This window comes from Microbacterium sp. CIAB417 (assembly GCF_022788845.1).
The window spans coordinates 1,218,677-1,239,301 of the sequence record NZ_JAHZUT010000001.1; the positions used below are offsets into that span (position 1 = coordinate 1,218,677).

Annotated in this window: 19 protein-coding genes; 7 read left to right on the forward strand and 12 right to left on the reverse strand. The window is 68.0% G+C overall.

The window, feature by feature from the left end:
- The first annotated feature begins 51 nt into the window (after positions 1-51).
- From KYX17_RS06040 to KYX17_RS06065, 6 genes are all read left to right on the forward strand, one after another.
- The gene (locus KYX17_RS06040; RefSeq protein WP_243225996.1) at positions 52-744 is read left to right on the forward strand and encodes a heme-copper oxidase subunit III; all 693 of its coding nucleotides are present in this window, start codon (positions 52-54) and stop codon (positions 742-744) included.
- Positions 745-764: 20 nt separating this feature from the next.
- The gene (locus KYX17_RS06045; RefSeq protein ID WP_243225998.1) at positions 765-1,595 is read left to right on the forward strand and encodes a c-type cytochrome; all 831 of its coding nucleotides are present in this window, start codon (positions 765-767) and stop codon (positions 1,593-1,595) included.
- A 36-nt stretch (positions 1,596-1,631) separates the two neighbouring features.
- Positions 1,632-2,708 carry a ubiquinol-cytochrome c reductase iron-sulfur subunit gene (locus KYX17_RS06050; RefSeq protein WP_243226000.1) on the forward strand — a complete coding sequence of 359 codons (1,077 nt, stop codon included), beginning with the start codon at positions 1,632-1,634 and terminating at the stop codon, positions 2,706-2,708.
- A complete protein-coding gene (locus KYX17_RS06055) occupies positions 2,705-4,528 on the forward strand; it encodes a cytochrome bc complex cytochrome b subunit (RefSeq protein WP_243226001.1) in 1,824 nt (607 codons plus the stop codon). Before KYX17_RS06050 ends, KYX17_RS06055 begins: the two co-directional genes overlap by 4 nt.
- A 65-nt stretch (positions 4,529-4,593) precedes the next feature.
- Positions 4,594-5,004 carry a RidA family protein gene (locus tag KYX17_RS06060; RefSeq protein ID WP_243226002.1) on the forward strand — a complete coding sequence of 137 codons (411 nt, stop codon included), beginning with the start codon at positions 4,594-4,596 and terminating at the stop codon, positions 5,002-5,004.
- A 67-nt stretch (positions 5,005-5,071) separates the two neighbouring features.
- Complete coding sequence (locus KYX17_RS06065; protein ID WP_243226003.1) at positions 5,072-5,491, forward strand: rhodanese-like domain-containing protein; 420 nt, start codon at positions 5,072-5,074, stop codon at positions 5,489-5,491.
- Positions 5,492-5,560: 69 nt separating this feature from the next.
- On the opposite strand, the gene KYX17_RS06070 is transcribed toward KYX17_RS06065, so the two are convergent.
- From KYX17_RS06070 to KYX17_RS06090, 5 genes are all read right to left on the reverse strand, one after another.
- On the reverse strand, positions 5,561-5,995 hold the full coding sequence (locus tag KYX17_RS06070; RefSeq protein WP_243226004.1) for a cytochrome c oxidase subunit 4: 435 nt from the start codon (positions 5,993-5,995) through the stop codon (positions 5,561-5,563).
- A 1-nt stretch (position 5,996) separates the two neighbouring features.
- Entirely contained in the window at positions 5,997-7,739 is a 1,743-nt protein-coding gene (gene ctaD / locus KYX17_RS06075) for a cytochrome c oxidase subunit I (RefSeq protein ID WP_243226005.1), read from the reverse strand.
- A 3-nt stretch (positions 7,740-7,742) separates the two neighbouring features.
- The gene (gene coxB / locus KYX17_RS06080) at positions 7,743-8,648 is read right to left on the reverse strand and encodes a cytochrome c oxidase subunit II (RefSeq protein ID WP_243226006.1); all 906 of its coding nucleotides are present in this window, start codon (positions 8,646-8,648) and stop codon (positions 7,743-7,745) included.
- Between the two features lie 95 nt (positions 8,649-8,743).
- Entirely contained in the window at positions 8,744-9,106 is a 363-nt protein-coding gene (erpA, locus tag KYX17_RS06085; protein ID WP_243226007.1) for an iron-sulfur cluster insertion protein ErpA, read from the reverse strand.
- Between the two features lie 74 nt (positions 9,107-9,180).
- Positions 9,181-10,596, reverse strand: coding sequence for a dipeptidase (locus KYX17_RS06090; protein WP_243226008.1), 1,416 nt, complete (start codon positions 10,594-10,596; stop codon positions 9,181-9,183).
- Positions 10,597-10,642: 46 nt separating this feature from the next.
- Between KYX17_RS06090 and KYX17_RS06095 the strand changes: the two genes are divergently transcribed.
- A complete protein-coding gene (locus tag KYX17_RS06095; RefSeq protein ID WP_243226009.1) occupies positions 10,643-11,206 on the forward strand; it encodes a DUF3043 domain-containing protein in 564 nt (187 codons plus the stop codon).
- A 305-nt stretch (positions 11,207-11,511) separates the two neighbouring features.
- On the opposite strand, the gene KYX17_RS06100 is transcribed toward KYX17_RS06095, so the two are convergent.
- The 7 genes from KYX17_RS06100 to KYX17_RS06130 form a co-directional block, all read right to left on the reverse strand.
- Entirely contained in the window at positions 11,512-12,537 is a 1,026-nt protein-coding gene (locus tag KYX17_RS06100; protein WP_243226010.1) for a quinone-dependent dihydroorotate dehydrogenase, read from the reverse strand.
- 10 nt (positions 12,538-12,547) lie between these two features.
- The gene (nrdR, locus tag KYX17_RS06105; protein WP_243226011.1) at positions 12,548-13,024 is read right to left on the reverse strand and encodes a transcriptional regulator NrdR; all 477 of its coding nucleotides are present in this window, start codon (positions 13,022-13,024) and stop codon (positions 12,548-12,550) included.
- Positions 13,025-13,042: 18 nt separating this feature from the next.
- Positions 13,043-14,362: a histidinol dehydrogenase gene (hisD, locus tag KYX17_RS06110; protein ID WP_243226013.1), complete on the reverse strand. Its 1,320-nt coding sequence runs from the start codon at positions 14,360-14,362 to the stop codon at positions 13,043-13,045.
- A 4-nt stretch (positions 14,363-14,366) separates the two neighbouring features.
- On the reverse strand, positions 14,367-15,566 hold the full coding sequence (locus KYX17_RS06115) for a hypothetical protein (protein ID WP_243226014.1): 1,200 nt from the start codon (positions 15,564-15,566) through the stop codon (positions 14,367-14,369).
- A gap of 126 nt (positions 15,567-15,692) precedes the next feature.
- Positions 15,693-19,211, reverse strand: a complete 3,519-nt coding sequence (gene dnaE, locus KYX17_RS06120; protein WP_243226016.1) for a DNA polymerase III subunit alpha — start codon at positions 19,209-19,211, stop codon at positions 15,693-15,695.
- Between the two features lie 9 nt (positions 19,212-19,220).
- Positions 19,221-19,808, reverse strand: a complete 588-nt coding sequence (locus KYX17_RS06125; RefSeq protein ID WP_243226018.1) for a GNAT family N-acetyltransferase — start codon at positions 19,806-19,808, stop codon at positions 19,221-19,223.
- Positions 19,809-19,859: 51 nt separating this feature from the next.
- Positions 19,860-20,540, reverse strand: a complete 681-nt coding sequence (locus tag KYX17_RS06130; RefSeq protein ID WP_243226020.1) for a DUF4287 domain-containing protein — start codon at positions 20,538-20,540, stop codon at positions 19,860-19,862.
- Positions 20,541-20,625: the final 85 nt, after the last annotated feature.

Consider the following 20,625-nt stretch of genomic DNA (forward strand, 5'->3'; position numbering starts at 1 on the left):
GACGTTTCTTAGGCTCCCCTAAGTGCCGGACCAGGGAATCGGGGGCCCGCGATGCAAGAATCGCCCGCCGGGATCGGCCATAATGGAGGGGTGACGACCTCAGCGACGTATGCCCCGGCTGCCCGAACGATCAAGCGGCCCAACCCGGTAGCTGTCGGCACCATCGTGTGGCTCGGCAGCGAGGTGATGTTCTTCGCAGGACTCTTCGCGATCTACTTCACTCTCCGCAGCACCTCACCGGAGCTCTGGGCCGAGAGCACGGAACTGCTCAACGTTCCGTTCGCCGCGATCAACACCGCGATCCTCGTGCTCTCCTCCGTGACGTGCCAGATGGGCGTCTTCGCGGCCGAGGATCTGCAGCCCTACCGGTTCGCCAAGGGCCAGCTGAACCCCGCCGGCCGTCGCCGCCTGTTCGGCTGGGGCATGGTCGAGTGGTTCTGGCTCACCTTCGCGCTGGGCGCGATCTTCGTGTCCGGTCAGGTCTGGGAGTACGCGCAGCTGGTGGCTGAGGGTCTCCCGATCCAGGAGAACTCCTACGCCTCGGCGTTCTACCTGACCACGGGCTTCCACGCCCTCCACGTCACCGGCGGTCTCATCGCGTTCCTGCTCGTCATGGGCCGCGCGTTCGCCGTCAAGAACTTCACGCACAAGGAGGCGACGTCCTCGATCGTGGTGTCCTACTACTGGCACTTCGTCGACGTCGTCTGGATCGTGCTGTTCTTCGTCATCTACTTCCTGAAATAAGAGCGGAGCTGATCCCCGAGATGGCACGAGAGAAGAAGCGCCGTTCGAACGGTCGCCGCAGCCCCTTCGCGGCAGCGGCACTGATCGGAGCAGGACTCCTCATCACCGGCGGCGTGTACGCCGGAGCATCCGCGGCCTTCGCCGCGACCGAGACCCCGACCGTCGCCGCGGCGTCGCTCACCGTCGAGGACGGCGAGAAGCTGTTCCAGGCGAACTGCGCGACCTGCCACGGTCTCGACCTGCAGGGCACCGACAACGGGCCGAGCCTCATCGGCGTCGGCGAGCTCGCCACCGAGTTCCAGCTGTCGACCGGCCGCATGCCGCTGCAGATGCAGGGGCCGCAGGCGCCGCAGAAGCCGGTGCAGTTCACCGAGGACCAGATCCAGGCGCTGTCCGCCTACGTGCAGTCCGTGGCCCCAGGCCCGACGTACCCCGCCGACTGGATCACCAACGGCGAGGCCAACCCGGAGAACGCCGATGACGAGCCCAGCGTCTCGCACGGCGCCGAGCTGTTCCGCGTGAACTGCGCGATGTGCCACAACGTCGCGGCGGCCGGCGGTGCCCTCACCGAGGGCAAGTACGCCCCGGCCCTGACCGAGACCAGCGCGCTGCACATCTACGCCGCCATGGTCACCGGCCCGCAGAACATGCCCGTCTTCGGTGACATGAACCTGTCCGACGAGGACAAGCGCGACATCATCGCCGCGCTCGTGTTCCAGCAGGAGGCAGTGGCCCCCGGCGGCTTCACCCTCGGATCCCTCGGGCCGGTCTCGGAGGGTCTGTTCGTGTGGATCTTCGGCATCGGCGCGCTCGTCGCCGTGACCGTGTGGATCACGGCGAAGTCCAACTGACGCATTTTCATCGAAGAGGAACGTACGAGGAGCACCATGGCACACGACGACGACTCGCAGGCTCTTGACAGGGCCTACCAGCCCTCTCCGGGGCTGGGTGTCGCAGTCAGCGATCCCGTGCAGAATCCGGGGCTGCCGCCGCACCGCGAGCGGATGACCGACAAGGATCCGCGCGCCGAGAAGCGCGCGGCCCGAACGGTCTACACGCTTTTCTACCTGTCGCTGGCCGGCTCGATCTGGGCGGTCGCGGCCTACATGCTGTTCCCGATCGAGGACCAGTCGCTGGTCTCGATCCGCTACAACAACCTGTTCATCGGTCTCGGCATCGGCCTCGCCCTGCTCGCTCTCGGCCTCGGCGCCATCCACTGGTCCAAGGCGCTGATGAGCGACAAGGAGCACACCGAGCTCCGCCACCCCACCCGGGGGAAGGACTCCACTCGCGAAGCAGCCGTCAAGGCGTTCGCCGACGCGAACGAGGAGTCCGGTTTCGGCCGGCGCACCATGATCCGCAACTCGCTGTTCGCTGCGGTCGTCGCGTCGATCATCCCGGGCGTCACGCTCTTCCGCGGTCTCGCGCCGCACAGCACCCCCGACGACCCCACCAAGGGCGACCCGGTGGCGCTGCTCAAGCACACCATGTGGGAGGAGGGGCAGCGCCTGGTGCGCGACCCCGACGGCACCCCGATCCGTGCGGCGGACGTCACCCTCGGATCGGCGTTCCACGTCATCCCCGAGGACCTCGCCTCGCTGTCGCACCACGACGGCTACCTCGAGGAGAAGGCCAAGGCCATCGTGCTGATGATGCGCCTGCGCCCCGAGCAGCTGATCGAGTCCGAGGAGCGCAAGGACTGGTCGTACGACGGCATCGTCGCGTACTCGAAGGTCTGCACGCACGTCGGCTGCCCCGTGGCCCTCTACGAGCAGCAGACGCACCACCTCCTGTGCCCCTGCCACCAGTCGCAGTTCGACGTCACCGACCACGCCAAGGTCATCTTCGGCCCGGCCGCGCGTCCGCTGCCGCAGCTGCCCATCACCGTCGACGATGAGGGTTACCTCGTCGCACGCAGCGACTTCACTGAGCCCGTCGGCCCGAGCTTCTGGGAGCGTCATTGAGCACCGCAACGCTGTCCAAAGAGGACAACAAGGACACCAAGGCGCCTCTCGGCGGCCGCTTCGTCGGCGCCGCGTCGAACTACATCGATGAGCGCACCAGCCTCTCCGGCTTCGTCAAGGAGCTCGGCCGGAAGATCTTCCCCGACCACTGGTCGTTCATGCTCGGCGAGATCGCGCTGTGGAGCTTCGTCGTCGTGTTCCTCTCCGGAACCTTCCTGACGTTCTTCTTCCAGGCCTCGATGGTCGAGACGCACTACACGGGCGCCTACGCCCCGATGCGCGGCATCGAGATGTCGGCGGCGCTGGAGTCCACGCTCCACATCTCCTTCGACCTGCGCGGCGGCCTGCTGGTCCGCCAGATCCACCACTGGGCCGCCCTGGTCTTCGTGGCCGGCATCGGCGTCCACATGCTGCGCATCTTCTTCACCGGCGCTTTCCGCAAGCCGCGTGAGCTGAACTGGGTCATCGGCTTCGTGCTGTTCATCCTCGCGATGGCCGAGGGCTTCACCGGCTACTCGCTTCCGGACGACCTGCTCTCGGGCAACGGCCTGCGCATCATCGACGGCATGATCAAGGGCATCCCGCTGATCGGAACCTGGACCTCGTTCCTGATCTTCGGCGGCGAGTTCCCCGGCACCGACATCGTCGGACGCCTCTACACGCTGCACATCCTGCTGCTGCCGCTGCTGGTCATCGCGTTCATCGTGCTGCACCTCATGCTCATGGTCATCAACAAGCACACCCAGTTCGCCGGCCCCGGCCGTTCGAACGACAACGTCGTCGGCTACCCGATGATGCCGGTGTACATGTCGAAGATGGGCGGCTACCTGTTCATCGTCTTCGGCACGATCGTGCTGATCGCGACGTTCTTCCAGATCAACCCGATCTGGAACTACGGCCCCTACGACCCCTCCCCCGTCTCCGCCGGAACCCAGCCGGACTGGTACATCGGCTTCGCGGACGGCGCGCTGCGTCTGGCACCGTCGAACTGGGACATCGTGTTCCTCGACCGCACCTGGTCGTTCGGGATCCTCGTCCCGGTCGCCGTGCTCGGTCTGTTCATCGTGGCCGTCGCGATCTACCCCTTCATCGAGGCGTGGGTCACCGGCGACAAGCGCGAGCACCACATCGCCCAGCGACCGCGCAACGCGGCCACGCGCACGGCGATCGGCGTCGCCGGCGTCATCTTCTACGCGGTCCTGTGGGCGGCGGCGTCCTCGGACCTCATCGCGACGCACTTCATGCTCACGATGGAGGGCGTGATCCACACGCTGCAGGCGCTGCTGTTCCTCGGCCCGATCATCGGCTACTTCGTCACCAAGCGCATCTGCATCGCGCTGCAGAAGAAGGACCGCGAGATCGTCCTGCACGGTTACGAGTCCGGTCGCATCGTCCGCCTCCCCGGCGGCGAGTTCATCGAGGTGCACCAGCCGGTCGACAAGTACGACCGCTGGAAGCTCATCGACGTCGACGGCTACGAGCCCCTCGTGGTCCGCCCGAACGCGAAGGGCCGCATCCCGTGGACGCAGAACCTGCGAGCCGCGATGTCGCGCTGGTTCTACGAGGACCGTCTCACCCCGCTCACTCAGGCCGAGGTGGATGCCGCGGATGCTCACCAGCACCACGTCACGGCGCAGACGGCCGAGACCGAGGCCGCCGAGATCCAGGGTGCTCACGAGCGCGCCGGTGTCCCGGACGCCCCGCTGGTCGCCACGGAGGACCACGTCGGCGAGACCGCCAACACCCCGAGCACGGTGATCGCCACCGACCCGGTGAAGAAGGCGAAGAAGTCCAAGAAAGAGTCGGAGGACGGCGAGTAGGCACCGCCCCTCCCCTGGCCCCGTCGCGTTCGTCGCGACGGGGCCTTCTTCGTTATGCTTCACGCGTGACCTCCGCCGTTCGCCTCATCCGCAGCCAGGACCTCGCCGACGCTCCCTATGCCTACGCGGCCACCGCGCCGTCCTCTGCGCGCCTGATCTTCCTCGCGGGCGCCTGTCCGCTCGACGACCACGGCGCCACCGTCCATCCGGGTGACTACGCCGCACAGGCCGCCCGATGCGTCGACACCTTGCGCGCCGCCCTGCGGGCCTCCGACGCGGATCTCACCGACGTCATCAGCACCCGCGTCCTCGTGGCTTCCGCGCACAGCGAGCACCTGGTCGAGGCGTGGGACGTCGTGCACGCGGCATTCGGCGAGCACGACGTGCCGAGCACCCTTCTCGGAGTCACGGTGCTGGGCTACCCCGATCAACTCGTGGAGATCGAGGCGGTGGCCGCCGTCGTCGACCCGGCATGACGGCAATCCTCCGATTCCTGTCCGCAATACGAGGGCGGCGCGGGCGCACGATCCGTAGGCTTTCAGCATGATCGATCGCGCAGACCACTTCGCCGCCAAACTCGCCTACGAGACCGATGCCAGCGACCTGTACGCCCGCCAGAAGGCCGGAGAGGACGTCGTGGTCGTCGATGTCCGCTCGGACGAGGCCTGGGCGCAGGGGCGGGTCGCCGGCGCCGTGCACATGCACTACAGCGAGATCGCGGCACGCGCTCCGCAGGAGATCCCGTCCGGCGCAGAGGTCGTCGTGTACTGCTGGAGTCCCGGCTGCAATGCCGGAGCGAAGGGCGCTCTGGAGTTCGCGAAGCTCGGCTACGCCGTCCGAGAGATGATCGGCGGTTTCGAGTACTGGGTGCGCGAGGGATACCCGGTCGAGAACGCGGACGGCGTGCATCGCCGCCCGATCGATCCCCTCACGGGCGTACCCCGAATCCGCACACGCGCCTGAATTCTGTTTGCCCACGCGAAGAGGCCCCCGGAGATCGGTCGATCTCCGGGGGCCTCTTCTGAGCTGGAGTCAGCGGGCGAAGTTGCCCCGGTAGTACTCGTACACCCAGCCGACGATCGCGACCACGAAGATCGCGAGACCGATCGGCAGCAGGAACTGCCCGACGGCGAGGCCGATCACGAAGATCGCCGCCGATCCCGCGAGGACGATCGGCCACCAGGACCACGGGCTGAACTCGCCGAGCTCCGGGTCGCCGTCGTCGATGTCGCTGGTCAGGATGTCCTCCGGCAGCTCACCGCCCTGGTTGCGGTGCGTGCGGTGCAGGTACCAGGCGATCATCGCGGCCATGAACGCGGTGAACAGCAGGGCCACCGTGCCGACCCATTCGATCGCCAGGACGAGCTCGCGGTCCTGGTGCTCGAGGATGTTCCAGCCGGTGTAGACGACGGCCACGACGGCGAAGAAGGCGGTCAGCACCCACCACAGGATGACGTTGTCGCGCATGTTACTTGGCCTTTCCAGCCGTCGCCGGCTCAGGGGCCGCGACCGGGTGCTCTGCTGCTTCCGGGTGGTTCAGGTCGAACGCGGGGCGCTCGCTGCGGATGCGCGGGATCGACGTGAAGTTGTGACGCGGCGGCGGGCAGCTGGTCGCCCACTCGAGCGAGGCTCCATAGCCCCACGGGTCGTTGACCGTGACCTTGGGAGCCTTGCGCGCGGTGATCCAGACGTTCAGGAAGAACGGCAGCATCGACGCGCCGAGGATGATCGCCCCGATGGTCGAGACCTGGTTCTGCCAAGTCCAGCCGTCGGCCGCCGAGTAGTCCGCGTAGCGACGCACCATGCCGTCGACGCCGAGCCAGTGCTGGATGAGGAACGTCATGTGGAAGCCGATGAACAGCATCCAGAAGTGCACGTAGCCCAGTCGCTCGTTCAGCATCCGGCCCGTCCACTTCGGCCACCAGAAGTAGAAGCCGGCGAACATCGCGAAGACGACGGTACCGAACACCACGTAGTGGAAGTGGGCGACGACGAAGTACGAGTCGCTCAGGTGGAAGTCCAGCGGCGGCGACGCCAGGATGACGCCGGTCAGACCGCCGAAGACGAACGAGACGAGGAAGCCGAGGGCGAAGACCATCGGGGTCTCGAACGTGACGGATCCCCGCCACATCGTTCCGATCCAGTTGAAGATCTTCACGCCGGTCGGAACCGCGATGAGCATCGTCATGAGGGCGAAGAACGGCAGCAGCACCGATCCGGTGACGTACATGTGGTGCGCCCACACGGCCACGGACAGGGCGGCGATCGCGATCGTCGCGTAGACGAGGGTCTTGTATCCGAAGATCGGCTTGCGGCTGAAGACCGGGAAGATCTCGGAGACGATGCCGAAGAACGGCAGCGCGATGATGTACACCTCAGGGTGACCGAAGAACCAGAACAGGTGCTGCCAGAGGAGCACGCCGCCGTTGGCAGGGTCGTAGATGTGCGCACCGAGGATGCGGTCGGCCGCGGCTGCGAAGATCGCGGCGGCCAGCACGGGGAAGGCCATCAGGATCAGCAGGCTCGTGATGAGCGTGTTCCAGCTGAAGATGGGCATGCGCCACATCGTCATGCCCGGGGCGCGCATCGTGATGACCGTGGTGATGAAGTTCACGGCGCCGAGGATCGTCCCGAAACCGGAGATGCCCAGGCCCACCATCCACAGGTTCCCGCCGGCGCCCGGCGAGAACGAGGCGTTCGCGAGCGGCTGGTAGGCGAACCATCCGAACGAGGCCGCACCCTGCGGGGTGAGGAAGCCGGCGACGGCGATCGTGGAGCCGAACAGGAACAGCCAGAAGGCGAACGCGTTCAGACGCGGGAACGCGACGTCGGGAGCGCCCAGCTGCAGCGGCAGGATGGCGTTCGCGAAGCCCGCGAACAGCGGCGTCGCGAACATCAGCAGCATGATCGTGCCGTGCATCGTGAACAGCTGGTTGTACTGCTCCTTGGTCGGGATGATCTGCATCCCGGGAGCGAAAAGCTCGGCACGGATGACGAGCGCCATCACGCCGCCGAGGAGGAAGAACAGCACGGAGGCGATCAGGTACATGTACCCGATGGTCTTGTGGTCGGTGGAGGTGATCCACTTGACGACGATGTTTCCCTTCTGCTCGACGCGCGAGGAGCTCATCAGAGCGGCCTGGCGGGCCGGCAGCGTCGTCGGGCGGGAGCCGGCGGTCTCGTCGATCCGGGGTTCAGCTGTGGTCGACATGACTTACTCCTCTTCTCCCTCGGAGGCCTCGTCGGAGGCTCCGGTACCCGGGAGGTTCGACAGGCGGTCGTAGGCGTCGGCGATGTCGCCGGTGTTGCCCTTCTCGCGCAGCTCCTCGACGTAGGCGTCGTACTCGGCCTGCTCGACGACCTTGACGTTGAACAGCATCATCGAGTGGTATTCGCCGCAGAGCTCGGCGCACTTGCCCTCGTACTCGCCGACACGCGTCGGGGTGAAGGACCAGGTGTTGTCCTTCCCGATGTACATGTCCTTCTTGTAGAGGAAGTCGATGATCCAGAACGAGTGGATGACATCACGCGACTGCAGGTGGATCGTGACGTCCTGGTCGACCGGCAGCACCAGCGTCGGCAGCTGCTCCTGGTCGATGTTGCCCTCTTCGTCGGGCTGAGCCTGGATGCCCATGGTCCACACGGCATCCGACAGGTCGTCGTCCTCGCCGGCGTACATGAAGTCCCAGGCCCACTGCTTGCCGATCGCGGTGATCTCGACGTCGGGGTCCTCCCACTGCGTCTCGATCGCGGCCTGATCGCGGGCCGTGAAGAAGAACATGCCCAGCACCAGCAGCAGCGGCACCACCGTGTAGAAGATCTCGATCGGCATGTTGTAGCGCATCTGCACCGGAAGGCCGGTCTGGCCCTTGCGGCGGCGGTACGCGATCGCGGCCCAGGCCATCAGGCCCCAGGTGACGACGCCGACGACCAACAGGACGATCCAGGAGTTCACCCACAGACCGGAGACCCGCTCGGTCTGGTTGGTCGCGGCGGTACCGTCCTCGACGAAGCCAGGAAGGAAGCCGTTCAGCTCGGTGGGAGAACATCCCGCCAGGGCCACGGCTGCCGCGATTCCCAGGGGAATGGCGGCCCAACGAAGGCGGCGTTTCGAGGGCACGATGCACCTTTCAGATCGCGGACAGGGCACACCCCAGTCTAGGGCAACCTCACACCTGATTCACGCCAACCACGCAGGTTGGCGGGGTCCGCGGATCAGTGGAAGCTGTCGCCGCAGGCGCAGCTGCCCGCTGCATTCGGGTTGTCGATCGTGAAGCCCTGCTCCGAGATCGTGTCCTTGAAATCGATGGACGCGCCGTCGAGATACGGGATGCTCATGTTGTCGACGATGACCTCGACGCCGTCGAAGTCGACCGTCTCGTCGCCGTCCAGGTAGCGCTCGTCGAAGTACAGCTGGTAGATCAGGCCGGAACAGCCGCCGGGCTGCACGGCCACGCGCAGACGGAGATCGTCGCGCCCCTCCTGCTCGAGCAGGTTCTTCACCTTCTGCGCGGCGGCGTCGGTCAGCTTCACACCGTGGGCGGTGGCGGTCTCGGTGGTCAGTGTGGTGTCGCTCATCTCACTCCTCAGGACGGGCCGCGCGCAGCACGGCGTTGCTCAGATTCTACCGCCGGGTGCGACGGCCGGGCGTGTCAGCGCGTGATCCGGTTCATCCGCGTCAGCATCAGCGCCTCCGTGCGCACGGCGTTGCGGAAGGTCTCCAGATGCAGTGACTCGTTCGGGCTGTGCGCGCGGGCGTGGGGGTCCTCGACGCCGGTCACGAGGATCTGCGCCTCGGGGAACTCCCGCACCAGGTCCGCGATGAACGGGATAGAGCCGCCCACGCCGAGGTCCACGGGGGCGACGCCGTAGCCGTCCCGCATGGCCTCCCTGGTCAGGGCGACGGCCCATCCGCTCGTGTCGACGAGGAACCCGTCTCCGAGATCCACGTCCGAGAACGTCAGCTCCGCCCCGAACGGCGCGTGAGCGCGCAGATGGCTCTCCAGGGCCGCGTAGGCGTCGGCTCCGCTCTGGCCAGGCGCCACACGCGCGCTGATCACGACGGTGACCTCGGGCGACAGCGTGTTGGAGGCGGCGGCGACGCTCGTCGCGTCGACGCCGATCACCGTCACCGCCGGCTTGTTCCAGATCCGGCTGAGGATGCTGTCACGACCGATCGGCGCGACGCCGTCCGGCAGCCCGGCCTCGTCGCGCAGGGTCTCCTCGGAGTACTCGGGTGTCGCGGCATCCCGCTGCTGCAGGCCTTCGACGGCGACGGATCCGTCCTCGTCCCAGAGGGTGCTCAGGAGCTTGATGGTCGCGAGCATGGCGTCGGGGACGGCACCGCCGAACATGCCGGAGTGCGAGGCGTGCTCGAGGGTCCGCACGGTCAGGGTGAAACGGGCGTTGCCCCGCAACGACACCGTGAGCCCCGGAGTGCTCGAGTCCCAGTTGCCCGAGTCCGCGACGACGATGGCGTCCGCGCGCAGCGCGTCGGCGTTGTCACTCAGGAACTGTGCGAAGGAGCGCGAGCCGTACTCCTCCTCCCCCTCGATGAACAGGGCGACGCCGAGATCGAGGTCCTCGCCGACGGCATCCGCGACCGCCCGCAGCGACGCGATGTGCGCCACGATCCCGGCCTTGTCGTCAGCGGCACCGCGGCCGTACAGGCGTCCGTCGCGGACCGTCGGCTCGAACGGCGGGGTCTCCCACAGCGCGTCGTCCCCGGGGGGCTGCACGTCGTGGTGCGCGTACAGGAGGATCGTCGGGCGTCCGTGTCGCGCAGCGCGGGTCGCGAGGATCGCCGGCTGCCCCATCTCGTCCGTGCCGGGGATGGCGGCGCGGAGCACGCGCACCTCGTCGAAGACTCCGGTGTCGGTGACCAGCGCCGCGATCGCCTCGGCGCTGCGCTCGAGCTGAGTCTGGTCGAACGAGGGCCAGGCGATGCCCGGGATGCGCACGAGGTCGCCGAGATCGCCGAGCGCGCGCGGCAGGCCGGTCGCGACGGATTCGAGCACCGCCTCTTCGCGGGCGAGGTCGTCGGGAGTCTGCGAATCGGAAGAGGTCATGCGGGTAATCTTAAGGGTGAACCCCTTCACGTGACCGAGGAGCCCCGTGGCCAATCCGACCCCCGAGACGAACGACGACGCCGCAGAGACGCCCGCCGTCGGAAAGGGGCGCGCGACGCCGACGCGCGCCGAGCAGGAAGCGGCGCGCCGTCGCCCCCTGGTGGCGAACACCAAAGAGGCGAGGGCGGCGGCGAAGGCGCAGTTGCAGGAGCAGCGCGAGCGCGCCCGCGTCGGCATGGCCAACGGCGAGGACAAGTACCTCCCGATCCGGGACAAGGGTCCGCAGCGCCGCTGGGTGCGCGACTACGTGGATGCCGGCTGGCATCTGTCCGAGTGGATCATGGCGCTCATGCTCGTCGTCATCCTCGTCTCGCTGGTGCCGAACGCGGTCGTGTCGTTCTACGCGTTCGTCGGTCTCTGGGCGTACCTGCTCATCTCGGTGCTCGACATGGTGCTGCTCTCCGCCAGGGTCAAGCGCAAGGCGGCCGCGAAGTTCGGCAAGGACAAGCTCGAGAAGGGCCTCGGCCTGTACGCCGCGATGCGCGCTCTGCAGATGCGGTTCATGCGCCTGCCGAAGCCCCAGGTCAAGCGCGGCCAGTACCCCGCCTGACCCTCGGGTCCCCTTCCGCGCCTCCGGCATCCCCGGGCCTGTTCCCGGGCATCCCCCGGTCCCGGCATCACCCGGGTCCTGTTTCCCCGGCATCCCAGGGTTCGGCTTCCCCGGCTTCTGCGCCACTTTTCGACTTATGCGCCAGAAAACAGCTGTCGCATTCGCCGATAAGTGTGGCAGAACGCGTCGGTGGGGCAGAACGCGTCGGTGGGGCAGAACGCGTCGGTGGGACAGAACAGGGCGAGCGGGTGTGGTAGAGCCCGGCGAATGGGACGGACGCGGGCGCGGGGCGGAAGGGTGAGCGCTCAGCGCGCGGAGCGCAGGCCGCGGTTGATCTGGCGTCCCCAGAACGGGCCGCGATAGAGGAACGCCGTGTAGCCCTGCACGAGGGTGGCTCCGGCATCCAGGCGCTCCTGCACGTCGGCCGCGGTCTCCACTCCCCCGACCGAGATCACGCAGAAGTCGGCGGGGACGGCCTCGCGGACGACCGCCAGCACCTCCATCGAGCGCGCACGCAGCGGCGCGCCGGAGAGGCCACCCGCTCCGGCGGCCTCGACCTTGGCGGCATCCGTCTTCAGGCCGTCGCGGCCGATGGTCGTGTTGTGGGCGATGATGCCGGCGAGCCCTTCCGCGACGGCGAGCCGCGCGATCGCCGCGATCTCGTCATCCGGGAGGTCCGGGGCGATCTTCACCAGCAGCGGTGTCCTTCCCGCGGCCTCCTTCACGGCGCGCAACAGCGGCGCGAGCGTCTCGACGGCCTGGAGCCCCCGCAGACCGGGAGTGTTCGGCGAGGACACGTTGACCGCGAGGTAGTCCGCCAGCGAAGCGAGCTTCGTCGCACTGGCGACGTAGTCGGCCGTCGCGTTCTCGACGTCGACGACGCGGCTCTTGCCGATGTTCACGCCGATGACGGTGTCCGGCCGGCGTCGCCGCAGCTTCGTCAGGCGCTGAGCCGCGGCATCCGCTCCGGCGTTGTTGAAGCCCATCCGGTTGATGACCGCACGGTCGGGGATCAGCCGGAACAGCCGCGGCTTGGGGTTGCCGTCCTGCGGGATCGCGGTGATCGTCCCGACCTCGACGTGCCCGAACCCGAGAGCCGCCAGGCCCCGGACCCCGACGGCGTTCTTGTCGAAGCCCGCGGCGATGCCGAAGGGCGACGGGAACTCCAGCCCGAGCGCGTGCACCCGCTGATCGGCGGCGGGAGCGGTCAGCGCGCGGGTCGCCCAGGAGAACGACGGAACGCCGAGCACGCGGATCACCGCCATGCCGGCGTGGTGTGCGAACTCGGGGTCCAGGCGCGACAGGACGACGCGGAAGAGCAGCGGATACATCCCTGCCAGATTACCGGTCGCCGGAAGCCTTCCCTGCCCGCTCGTGGTCGGCGCGCAGGTCGCTGATCGCGCTCTCGAAGTCCTCAAGCGAGTCGAAGCCCTGGTACACGCTGGCGAAGCGCAGGTAGGCGACCTCGTCGAGTTCGCGCAGCGGCCCGAGGATGGCCAGTCCGATCTCGTTGGCGTCGAGCTGCGAGACCCCGGTGGCGCGGACGTTCTCCTCCACGCGCTGGGCGAGTACGGCGAGGTCCGAATCGGTCACCGGCCGCCCCTGACAGGCCTTGCGGACGCCCGAGATGACCTTGTCCCGGCTGAACGGCTCCATCACGCCGCTGCGCTTGATGACGTTCAGGCTCGCGGTCTCGGTCGTCGAGAACCGTCCTCCGCACTCCGGGCACTGCCGGCGGCGACGGATCGACAGACCGTCGTCACTGGTGCGCGAGTCGATGACGCGGGAATCCGGATGCCGGCAGAACGGACAGTGCATTTTCCTCAGCGTACTCGGTCAGTCGGCGACGGGCCCGGTGGCGAACCGCGCTTCGATCGCCTCGCCGTGCGCGGGAAGGACCTCGGTGTCAGCCAGCGCCACCACGCCCTGCCGCACCTCTGCGAGGGCGTCGTGGTCGTAGCGGATCACCTGCTGCGGGCGCAGGAAGGTGTAGGCACCGAGGCCGGGCGCATAGCGCGCCTGACCGCCCGTCGGGAGGATGTGGTTGCTCCCGGCCATGTAATCACCCAGGCTCACAGGCGTCTGGTCACCGACGAAGACGGCGCCTGCACTGGTGAACGAGGACGCCGCGGCATCCGCGTCCTCGAGGTGCAGTTCCAGGTGCTCCGGTGCGTATGCGTTGCTGAACGCGACGGCCATCGCCCGATCGTCGACGAGCACGATCGCGGACTGCTCGCCGGCCAGCGAGGTCGCGACGCGCTCGGAGTGCCGTGTCGCCGCGGCGAGGCCCTCGAGCGCATCCGCCACCTTGTCGGCGAGGTCCGGGGAATCCGTCACGAGGACGACGGACGCCTGCTCGTCGTGCTCGGCCTGGCTGACGAGGTCGGCCGCGACGAGCCGCGGATCGGCGGACGCGTCGGCGACGATCAGGATCTCGGTGGCACCGGCCTCTGCATCCGTGCCGACGACTCCCGCGACCGCGCGCTTGGCGGACGCGACATAGTTGTTGCCGGGACCCGAGACGACGTCCACGGGATCCAGACCGATGCCCTCGACGCCATGCGCGAAGGCTCCGATCGCGCCGGCGCCGCCCATCGCGTAGACCTCGTCGATGCCGAGCAGTCCGGCGGCGGCGAGGATCGTGGGGTGGACACGGCCGCCCTGGTCGGCCTGAGGGGGCGAGGCGAGGGCGATGTGCGCGACGCCAGCCACCTGCGCCGGCACCGCGTTCATGATGACGCTCGACGGGTAGACCGCCTTGCCGCCGGGGATGTAGACGCCGACGCGCTGCACCGGCTGCCAGCGCTGCAGGATGCGGGCACCGGGTCCGATGTCGGTGGTGCGCTCGGCCGGGACCTGCGCCGCCGACCCGATGCGCACCCGCCGGATCGCCTCCTCGAGAGCCGCGCGGATCGCGGGATCGAGAGAGGCGAGCGCCTCGGCGATGTGCTCGGACGGCACCCGGAGGTCGTGACCTGTGACGCGGTCGAAGCGCTCCGCCTGCTCGCGGAGCGCCTCCTCGCCTCGCTGGCGTACCTCCTCCACGATGCGCGCGGCGGTGTCGAGCGCCTCAGCGCGTGCCTGCGTGGCCCGCGGCACGGCCGCGAGCATCTCGGATGGCGAGAGCTCGCGCCCCCGCAGATCGATGGTCCTCACCGATTCAGCCCTTCGTGATGTCGTCGATGTCGTGCAGATAGCCGATGCGGCCATCGTCATGTCGCACGACGTAGGCGCCACCGCGGTCCTCGATCACGAGAGCCCACGCGTCCGGGCCGATGCGGAACAGCGGCTCACCGCGCTCATCGACGACGTCGCGCTCGCTCGGCGCGAGCGCCCAGAACGGCTGTGCGGTCGGGGCGAACCGCGGGTTGGTGGCATCCACATCGACCACGGTCTCCCCCGGCACGATCTCCTCGACGACGTCGACCTCGACGGCCTCGGGCTCGTCCTGATCCGACACGATCGCCGCAGGATCCAGCCCGAGCTCGAGGATCGGCTCGAGGTCGTCGTCCTCGGCGAGATCGGCATCCTCGGCATCCTCGTGGCGTCGGGACCGACGCGCGTAGCTCGGAACGTACTCGTCCTCGGCCAGCGCAGAGCCGGTGTCGCCTCCGGAGGCGTGTGCGGACAGCGGGACCTGGCCGGCGAGATCCAGGCGCGCGATCTCGTCGGTGCTGTGCTGGCCGGACAGCTCGACATCGAGGGGTGCCGCCTCGGCAGATGCCGGCGAGGCGACCGGGTCGACCGCCTTCGGCTCGCGCGGCCGTGCGATCACGGGGCGGACCGGGTTCGCGTTGCGGTGGGCGAGCGTCTCCAGTCGTCCGTGGAAGTCCTCGCGCACACCGGGGATCAGCGGCGCGAACACGGTCAGCGCGACAAGAGCCAGCGACGCGACGAGTGCCACCCAGGGCACCCACGCCGCGGGAGCGATGCCCGTGGCGATCCAGCCGCCGATGAGCGACCAGAGCACCTGCGCCCACCAGATCGCCGACACCGTGAAGGTCACCGATGCGAACTGGTCGATGCCGAGCGATCCGACGCGACGGATGCCCTCGGGAGAGAATCGGCGCAGCACGATCAGGAAGACGGCCGCAGTGGGGAGTCCGATCGGCAGGATCCAGGAGATCCCCTGGGCCCACACGGACCCGGAGCCGCCGACCACGGGGAAGAACGAGACGACGAAGGCGATCAGCCACGCGCCCGCGATGAGGAGCTCGCGCAATGTGAACCCGAGGATGCCGTACTCCGGAGTCACCTGGTCCTCGTACAGGACGGATCCGTCCTCGCCGATGGCGTGTTCGTCGGCGATGTCGGGGGTCGTGGACTCGGGGACGTCCTCGAACGGGTGCTGCGTGCTCATCCTGTTCCTTTCGTCACGGGGCGTGACCGTGCTCGGCCGCGCCCCTAACGCGTCCCGATATTACCTGCGGCGGCGCGGACTCCCCCTATCGAGGGCGTAACCGTCATGACTTTCTCATGAAGCCCGTCACCCGAGGCAGGCGGGACCGAGCAGCGACTTCAGATCCCCGAACAGGTCCGCGGAGACGGTGACCGGCATCGGCACCTCGAACACCTTGGCCGTGCGACCGCGGTGGACCCGGAGCACGACCTCGGTGTCGCCGGTGTGGCGTCGCAGCACGTCGGCGAGATCGTTCATGACCCGCTCGGTGGCACGCTGCTCCGCGACGACGAGCGACAGAGGTCCTGCCGCGTCGAACGATCCGACGTCGGGGGCGAACGCCGACTGCGCGTGCAGGTTGAGTCCGTCGTCGCGACGCGACACGCGGCCCCGGACCGCGAGGATCGCGTCCTGCTGCAGCACGTGCTGGAATTCGGTGTAGGTCTTGCCCATGAACATGACCGTGACCTCGCCGTTGAAGTCCTCGACCGTGATCATGCCGTACGGATTGCCGCTGGCCTTGGCCACGCGGTGCTGGACGCTCGTGACCAGTCCCGCGACGGTCACCTGATCGCCGTCCTGGAGGTCCTCGGACGCCAGCAGGTTGTGGATCGAGATCGAGGCGTGCTTGGCCAGGGGCACCTCGAGACCCGCGAGCGGATGGTCGGACACGTACAGGCCGAGCATTTCGCGCTCGAACGCCAGCTTGTCCTTCTTGGTCCACTCCGGCCGCTCGGGCACCTTGGCCGGTGCAGCCTCCTCCATCTCGTCGTACAGGCTGTCGAAGTCGAACCCGATCGCGCCCTGGGCCTCGTTGCGCTTTCGGTCGACCGCGGCCTCCACCGCATCCTCATGGATCTCGATGAGAGCGCGACGGGTGTCGCCCATCGAGTCGAACGCGCCGGCCTTGATCAGCGACTCGACCGTGCGCTTGTTGGCCACGTGCAGCGGCACCCGGTTCAGGAAGTCGTGGAAGGAGCCGAAGGGCTCGTTCTTGCGCGCTTCGACGATCCCGTCGACCACGTTTCCGCCGACGTTGCGGACGGCGCCGAGGCCGAAGCGGATGTCCTCGCCGACGGCGGCGAAGAAGTTGATGGACTCGCTCACGTCCGGCGGGAGCACGCGGATGCCCATGCGGCGGCACTCGTTGAGATACAGCGCCATCTTGTCCTTGGAGTCGCCGACGCTGGTCAGCAGCGCCGCCATGTACTCGGCGGGATAGTGCGCCTTGAGATAGGCGGTCCAGTAGGACACCAGGCCGTAGGCGGCCGAGTGCGCTTTGTTGAACGCGTAGTCGGAGAACGGCAGCAGGATGTCCCAAAGCGCCTTGATCGCGCCCTCGCCGAAGCCGCGTTCCTTCATGCCGCCGGAGAAGCCCTCGTACTGCTTGTCCAGTTCGGACTTCTTCTTCTTGCCCATCGCGCGGCGGAGGATGTCGGCCTGACCGAGCGAGAACCCGGCGACCTTCTGCGCGATGGCCATGACCTGCTCCTGATAGATGATCAGACCGTAGGTCGTGTCGAGGATGTCCTTCAGGGGTTCCTCGAGCTCGGGATGGATCGGGGTGATCGGCTGCTGCCCGTTCTTGCGGAGGGCGTAGTTGGTGTGCGAGTTCGCGCCCATGGGGCCCGGGCGGTACAGGGCGATGACGGCCGAGATGTCCTCGAAGTTGTCGGGCTTCATGAGCCGCAGCAGCGATCGCATCGGCCCGCCGTCGAGCTGGAAGACGCCGAGGGTGTCGCCGCGGGCCAGCAGCTCGTATGCGGCGCGGTCCTCCAGCTGCAGGTGCTCGAGGTCGAGCTCCTCTCCCCTGTTCATCCGGATGTTGTCGAGGGCATCCGAGATGATCGTGAGGTTGCGCAGCCCCAGGAAGTCCATCTTGATGAGGCCGAGGGTCTCGCACGACGGATAGTCGAACTGCGTGACGATCTGCCCGTCCTGCTCGCGACGCATGATCGGGATGATGTCCAGCAGCGGCTCGGAGGACATGATCACGCCGGCGGCGTGGACGCCCCACTGGCGCTTCAGCCCTTCCAGCCCGAGTGCGCGGTCGAAGACCGTCTTCGCCTCGGGATCGGTCTCGATCAGCGCGCGGAACTCGCTGGCCTCCTTGTACCGCGGGTGCGCCGAGTCGAACATGCCGTCCAGGGGCATGTCCTTGCCCATGACGGGCGGCGGCATCGCCTTGGTGAGCCGCTCCCCCATGCTGAACGGGAAGCCGAGCACGCGTCCGGCATCCTTCAGCGCCTGCTTCGACTTGATGGTGCCGTAGGTGACGATCTGCGCGACGCGCTCCGAGCCATACTTCTCGGTCACATAGTCGATCACCTCGGAGCGGCGACGGTCGTCGAAGTCGACGTCGAAGTCGGGCATCGAGACGCGGTCGGGGTTGAGGAAGCGCTCGAAGATCAGGCCGTGCTCGAGCGGATCGAGATCGGTGATCTTCATGGCGTACGCGACCATCGAGCCGGCGCCGGAACCTCGACCGGGACCGACACGGATCCCGTTGTCCTTGGCCCAGTTGATGAAGTCGGCGACGACGAGGAAGTAGCCGGGGAAGCCCATCTGCAGGATGATTCCGGTCTCGTATTCGGCCTGCTTGCGGACCTTGTCGGGGATGCCGTTCGGATAGCGGTAGTGGAGCCCCTTCTCGACCTCCTTGATCAGCCAGCTGTCCTCGGTCTCCCCGTCCGGCACGGGGAAGCGCGGCATGTAGTTCGCGGAGGTGTTGAACTCCACTTCGCAGCGCTCGGCGATCAGCAGCGTGTTGTCGCACGCCTCGGGGTGATCGCGGAACATCTGGCGCATCTCGGCCGCGGTCTTGACGTAGTAGCCGTCGCCGTCGAACTTGAACCGGTTCGGGTCGTCCAGCGTCGAGCCCGACTGCACGCACAGCAGGGCCGCGTGCGCGTCCGCCTCGTGCTGATGCGTGTAGTGCGAGTCGTTGGTGGCGACGAGCGGGATGCCGAGGTCCTTCGCCAGGCGCAGGAGGTCCGTCATCACCCGGCGCTCGATCGACAGCCCGTGATCCATGATCTCGGCGAAGTAGTTCTCCTTGCCGAAGATGTCCTGGAACTCGGCCGCGGCCGCACGCGCCGCGTCGTACTGCCCCAGGCGCAGCCGGGTCTGGATCTCGCCCGACGGGCAGCCCGTCGTCGCGATCAGGCCCTTGCCGTAGGTCTGCAGGAGCTCGCGGTCCATGCGGGGCTTGAAGTAGTACCCCTCCATGCTCGACAGCGAGCTGAGCCGGAACAGGTTGTGCATGCCCTCGGTGCTCTGGCTCCACATGGTCATGTGGGTGTAGGCGCCGGAACCCGACACGTCGTCGCTCTTCTGATCCGGCGATCCCCACTGGACCCGCGACTTGTCGCTGCGATGGGTGCCGGGCGTGACGTAGGCCTCGAGACCGATGATGGGCTTCACGCCCGCGTTGCGGGCCGCGTTGTAGAACTCGAAGGCCGCGAAGGTGTTGCCGTGGTCGGTCACCGCGATCGCCGGCATGCCGTAGTCGGCCGCGGCCTGGGTCATCGCGCCGATCTTCGCCGCACCGTCCAGCATCGAGTACTCGCTGTGGACATGAAGGTGCACGAAGGAGTCGGATGCCATGCTTCGAGTCTACGAGGCGGCCCCGACATCGAGGTCGAGGCGCATGAGCACACGAGGGTGGCCGTCCAGCACCGAGGAGGTGTCGGCCGCCTTGTGGAAGCCCGCCCGCTCGAACAGGCTGCGCGTGCCGACGTACATCATCGTCTGGTTGACCCGCGCACCCCGGTTGTCGACCGGATAGCCCTCGACCGCCGGCGCGCCGCGCTCGCGGGCATACGCCACCGCCCCCTCGATCAGGGTGTGCATGATCCCCTGCCCGCGGTGGCCGGGACGGACGCGAAGACACCAGAGCGACCACACATCCGCGTCGTCGACGTGCGGGATGATCCGACTCCGGGCGAAGCTCGTGTCTCTCCGCGGCTGCAGAGCCGCCCAGCCCACGGGCTCCTCGTCGAGGTAGGCGATCACGCCCGGCGGCGGGTCCTGGGCGCACAGCTCGCGGACACGATCGGCTCGCGCATCGCCGCGCAGCGCGACGTTCTCGGCGCTGCCGATCCGGTAGCTCAGACAGAAGCACACGTTGGATCCCGGGTTCTTCGGTCCGACCAGCGTCGCGACGTCGTCGAACACCGTCGCCGGACGCACCTGGATGCTCATGGAGCCAGTGTGCCGGATGCCGGCGACATCCGGCACACGCACCTGTCGTCGTCAGTCGGCGTCGGCGCTCGCGGCGGCGACGTCGTCCAGCCAGGTCTCCCAGAAAGCCTTCCAGGTCTCGACGGCCCGAGGGTCGGCGAGGCGCTCGTGAGTCAGCACGATCCTCACCCGCCCCTTCACCGCGTCGAGCGCCAGACTCAGGACACCGACATCGCCCTCGTCGCCGCGCGCAGCGAACCGCGGAACCTTGACGCCGTCACGGGAGAGTCGCTCGGTCGTGAGTCCGGGCAGGATCGCATCCCTCGACGCATCGTTCTCCCACAGGTCCCGGATAGTGTCGAGGTCTCCGTCGACGGTCTTCGACCGGGACAGCGTGAACGTCCCGTCCGGCATCTGGCCCGGCAGCCGCAGCCCGACGATCCGCTCGAAGCCGACGGTGACGGACTGCGCCCACCATGCGTCGACCCCGTGCTGTTCGCGCAGCCAGGTGGCGATCTCGGTGTGCCCGGCGTCCCGGCCGGGACCCGCCAGGATGAGGTCCGTCCAGTCGTCCCAGCTCCGGCCCGTCTCCGCCGTCACCCTGGCGTCGTCCACGGTCGGGCTCGCGACCCATCGGCGGCGCTCCGACCCCCGAGGGGCGGTCAGCAGAGCCCGTCGCGCGGCGCCGTAACGTTCACCGGTCTTCGACATCCGGGCGCGGATGCGGCGCTTGAAGGATTCTTGCGTGGTCATGGTGTCTCCGTTCTCCACGATGCGGCATCGACGGCCCGCGCCCGCGATGCGCATCGGAAAACGATGCACCTTCCTGCGCCGAGCA